At 64.8% G+C, this 4,917-nt stretch carries 3 protein-coding genes; all 3 read right to left on the minus strand.

The window, feature by feature from the left end:
- Positions 1 to 54 precede the first annotated feature (54 nt).
- Positions 55 to 1,146 (minus strand): AAA family ATPase, encoded by a 1,092-nt coding sequence (locus KDH09_03560; GenBank protein ID MCB0218748.1) that lies wholly within the window; start codon positions 1,144 to 1,146, stop codon positions 55 to 57.
- Positions 1,147 to 1,204: 58 nt separating this feature from the next.
- Complete coding sequence (locus KDH09_03565; protein ID MCB0218749.1) at positions 1,205 to 4,312, minus strand: tetratricopeptide repeat protein; 3,108 nt, start codon at positions 4,310 to 4,312, stop codon at positions 1,205 to 1,207.
- Between the two features lie 127 nt (positions 4,313 to 4,439).
- Complete coding sequence (gene accB / locus KDH09_03570; protein ID MCB0218750.1) at positions 4,440 to 4,907, minus strand: acetyl-CoA carboxylase biotin carboxyl carrier protein; 468 nt, start codon at positions 4,905 to 4,907, stop codon at positions 4,440 to 4,442.
- Positions 4,908 to 4,917 lie beyond the last annotated feature (10 nt).

Consider the following 4,917-nt stretch of genomic DNA (forward strand, 5'->3'; position numbering starts at 1 on the left):
AAGAAAAAACGCGCCCGTTCGGGCGCGTTTTTTCTTTTACGTGGGAGAGAAAAACTACTCGCCGAACTGGTCGAGGATCGAGTCGATCTCGTCGTCCTCGGCTTCTTCCTTCTTTGGGGCCGGTGCCGCGGAGGGCGCGGGGGCCGGGGTGATCGAAACGGGCGCGCTCATCGTGGGCACGTGGGCTGCCGCCGGGGCGGCGGGCGCCTGGGCCGGAGCACTCGCCACCGGGGCGCCGCGACCGGCGGCCATTTCCTTGGCGCGTCGGGCCGTGTCCTTCATCACCTGCTGGGCTTCGGCGCTACGGGCGGCGCGCTCGGCTGCCGATTCCTGCTGGGCCAGGCCCAGATCGGCAGCGATGTTTTCGATGATGTCTGCTTCGATGCTCTCACGCTTGAGAAGCGAGCCCTCGAACAGACCGTTGTCGCAGATCGTGTTGATCAGGCGCGGGATGCCGCGGCTGAAGCGATGGATCGCGGCGACTGCGTCGGGCGCAAACAGCGGGGCGGGGCGCCCGGCAAGGCGCAGGCGGTGTTCGATGTAGTTGCTGGTGGCTTCCTCACTCAGCGGGTCGAGGTGGTAACGCAGCGCCACGCGCTGCGCCAGAGGCTCATCGAGCTTGAGGTTCTCTTCGAGCTCGGGCAGTCCGAAGAAGATGAAGGTGAGCAGCTTCGTGCCCGGCACCTCGAGATTCAGCAGGCCGCGGAACTCTTCCATGATCTCACGGGTCTGCAGCATCTGGGCCTCGTCGATGAGCACGATGGCCTTCTTGCCCGAGTCGTGAATCTCCACCAGGCGCTTGTAGAGCTGGCTGAGCAGGGTGAGCTTGTCTTCGGCGGGCTCGTTCACGCCGAGCTGGGTTGCGATGCGCTTCAAGAGCCATTCGGCCGTGATGCCCGAGTGGATGATGACCAGCAGGGCGGCCTCGTAGGCATCCTCGGGAAGCTGGTCGAGCATCCGGCGAGCCAGGGTGGTCTTGCCCGCGCCGATGTCACCGACCAGCAGGGCGAGGCCCTTCATGCTCTCGGCTGCGTACTGCAGTCGCAAGAGTGCCTTCGAATGCTGCGCCGAATTGAAGAAGAACTTGCTGACCGGCGCGTTCGAAAATGGTTCCTGTTGTAGCCCGTAATACTCGAGGTAGTTCATAGAACTCTCCTCCACCTACTTTTCCCGCCCGCTCACCTTTGCGGGCGCATTCATTCTATCACACGTACGAGACGCGGCGTCCCCCGCCTGCCCCTGCCGCCGGGGCGCTCGCCGGGGCGAGTCCCTGCACCGGAGCAGCGGTCACACCCTCGCCCTTGAGCTCGACGATCAGCTCGCCCACGTCGCGGTAGTTGGGGTCGACGGCCTCGACTTCTTCGAAGAGGGTGAGCGCCTCGCCCTTGCGCTGCAGGTTCGTTAGGGCCATCCCCAGCTCGAACTTCAGGCCGCATTGCTCATCGGTCGAGATGCCCTCGACCAGGAGGCTTCGCTGAAGGGCCTCGGCCGCCTCGGCGAACTCGCCCTTTTCGCTGTGGATGACTGCCATCATCTGATAGCAGGCAGCCTTGCGCGCGCCCACGCCGCCAAGGGCGGTGACGAATTCCTTGATCGCATCGTCGAGCAGGCCCATCTCCTTGTAGGCCAGACCCAGGTCGTAGTGGGTCTGTGAATCTTCCTTGGCGACGTTCTGCTCGACACCCTTCTTGAAGGCGTCGAAGACGTCATCGAAACTGACCTGGTCGTTGCCCGCACCGCCAGCGGCGGCCTGCGCCGCGGGGGCGACCGGCTCGGGTTCGGGCTGCGCCTCTGCGGCGGTGATCTCCGCGAGCTTTGCCGCGGCGATGGGGTGGCCGGGCTGCTGGGCGAGAATGCGCTCGTAGATCTCGCGCGCCTCGTCGTAGATTTCCTGGCTCATGTAGAACTCGGCTTCGTCGAGTTCTTCGAGGAACGGATCGACCGGCGAGGGCTCGGGCACCGCGGCGGCCGGGACCGAGGCCGGAGCGCCAGGCATGCTGACCACCTCGGCGCCCTGCGCGGCGACCGGCGCTGCCGGCTGGGGCGCGGGCGTCGCTGCGGGGGGCGGCACGGCTGCTGCCGGAGCAACCGGCTCGGCAGCGGGAGCGACGGGCTCCGTGGGCGGCGGCGCGACAGGGGCAGCGGGCGCAACGGGTTCGGGGGCCGGGGGCGCAATCGGAGCGGCAGCCACTGGGGCCGGCGTCTCGATTGCGATTTCCTCTTCCAGGCTCGGCGGCGGAGCGGGCTCGGGCGCGGGAGGCGCGATGGGCGCCTGCGCTGCCGGGGCTTCGACTGCAATCTCTTCTTCCAGGCTCGGCATCGCCGCGGCGGGCGGGGCCGGCACTTCGACGGAGATCTCTTCTTCAAGACTCGGCGGCGCTGCCGCGGCGGCAGGCGCAGGAACCTCAATGGAGATTTCTTCTTCGAGCGAAGCCGCCGGCGCTGCGGGCGCCTCAGGCTCGCCGATGTCGAAGGAAATTTCTTCTTCCAGCGAAGGCGCCGCGGGCGCTTCGACCGCGATCTCTTCTTCTAGCGAGGCGGCCGGTGCTTCGGGCTCGCCGATGTCAAAAGAAATCTCTTCTTCGAGCGAGGTCGCAGCCGGTGCCTCGGGCTCGCTGACGTCAATGGAGATTTCTTCCTCGAGCGAAGGCGCAGCAGGCGCTTCCACAACGATTTCTTCTTCAAGGCCGGGGGCCGCTGCTGCGGGTGCGACCGGCTCTTCGATGATGATTTCTTCTTCGAGGCTCGGTGCGGCTGCCGCTGGAGCGGCCGGTTCCTCGATGACGATCTCTTCTTCGAGTGAAGGCGCTGCAGCGGCCGGGGCTGCGCCGCCGCCGAGCTTGCCGCGCGCGATTTCATTCTGGGGATCCAGCGTGAGGATTACCTCATAGACCGAGTGAGCGGCGGCCTGGTTGTTGGTTGCTTCGTTGGCGCTGGCCGCGCGCATGAGGGTTTCGAGCGCGCCGGCATCATCGCCGTCCTCGCTCATCAGCGAGGCAAGGCGCGAGATCGCTACAACGTGATCGGGGCGCAGCATGGCCACACGCTTGAGGTGGGTAATGGCCTTGGGTCGCAGCCCGTACTTCACGTAGACGTCGGACTCGGTGAGCATCTCCTCGACCTCGTGGTCGGAAAGGTGATCCTGCTCGTGCTCACCCGGAAGCGGGCCGAGCCCGCCCTGCGCGCCGGCGGACTCGCTCTCGTCGATGAGCACTTCGCCCATGTCGCCGCCGGCAGACACCTCGTCGACGGTGGCCTCTTCGTCGGCGATGAGCATGTCTTCATCGGGAGCCATGACGGGCTCTTCGTCCTCGATGATGATCTCTTCGGTCGGCGACGGTGGAGGTGCTGCCGCTGCAGGTTGTTGCGGCGGCGGGGGAGGCGGCGGCGCTGCCTGCGCAGGAGCCTGTGCAGGGCTGTTCATGCCGAGCGCGGCGAGCGCCGTGGCATCCTGCGGCTCGATCTGGAGCACCTGCTTGTAGAAACTCTCGGCGCGGCCCTGGTCACCGTTGTGCTGGTAACGCTTGGCCAGTTCCTTGAGTGCGATCTTCTGATTCTTGGTGTTGCCCAGTGCGCCGAAGATGACGGAGACGTCTTCGATGGCCTGGAGGTCGTCCTTTTCCGCGCGCAGATATTTCTGCGCGATGGGCAGGGCCTGGTCGTAGCGCTGAAGCCCCATGAGCAGCTTGTAGCCCTCGCGCATGCCGTCGGCATTCTGGGGATCCAGGCGCAGCAGCTTTTCGAGCGTGCTGACGGCCTCGTCGTGGCGGCCCTGGCTGCTCAGGTCGTGGATGACCGTCTTGAGCTGCTGGTAGCCCTCCTGGGGCATTTCCTGCCGGTAGTAGATTTCTGCGAGCTTGACGTGAGTGGCCAGGTTCGAGGGGTCGAGATCCACCATCTTCTTGAGGGTCTCGAGCGCCTTGAAGGTCTGGCCTTCCTTGTCGTAGTAGGCGACGACGGTCTTGTACTGCTGCATCGCATCGCCGAGCAGCCCCATTTTCTGGAGCACGTCGGCAAGCTTCAGGTACCCGTCCACATAGGTGGGATCGACCTGCAGCATTTGCTTGTACACAGCGACGGCTTTGTTGTAGAAACCCTTGTTGCTGTAGATGTCCGCCGCGCCCTGATAAGCGGAAACAGACGCAGCAAGATTGCCGAGCTTGGCATACAAGCCGGCAATCTTCATGCGCGGACTCACGTCGCGGGGATCAGCCTTCGCGAGTTTTTCATACTCGCGAATGGCCTTCTCGTGATTCCCCTTTTGGACGTGCTTTTGCGCGGCCTGAATTACTTTGGCCTTATCAAAAGCCACACTTCACCCCTGGGGCGTGATTTGGCACACAACCACCAACTATCCACTATAGATAGGCGCACCGCGTCAATGCAAACATTCGGAATGACTGGGGATTTTGTGAAACTGGACGCTCGGAAAAGCGACCTCAGCGTGGCGAGATGACGAAGATCTCCTGGCCGTATTCCACGGCCGCCTCGTTCTCGACGAGGATGGCCTCAATCCGGCCTGAAACCGGAGCCTCGATCTCATTCATGAGCTTCATGGCCTCGACAATGCACAGGGTCTGGCCCTTCTCGACCACGTCGCCTTCCTGGACGAAGGCGGGCTCACTGGGGGCGGAGGCCCGGTAGAAGGTCCCCACAAACGGGGAGACAACCCGCATACCATCGCCCGAGCCGCCCTTGGGCTTCTCGGCAGTGGCTGAAGGGGCAGCGCCCGCCGCCGGGGCCGCAGGCAGGACGCCGGGGCTCTGGAGGGAGACCACCGGGGCAGCGCCCGCGCGGCGCACGCGCAACGCGGTGTCGCCCTGCTCGATCTCGATCTCTTCGAGGTCGTGCTTCTCGAGCAGTTTGATGACTTTGCGAAGGTTGGTGAAAACGTCCTGGTCGAACATCGGCGATTGG

The organism is Chrysiogenia bacterium (genome assembly GCA_020434085.1).
Classification (GTDB): domain Bacteria; phylum JAGRBM01; class JAGRBM01; order JAGRBM01; family JAGRBM01; genus JAGRBM01.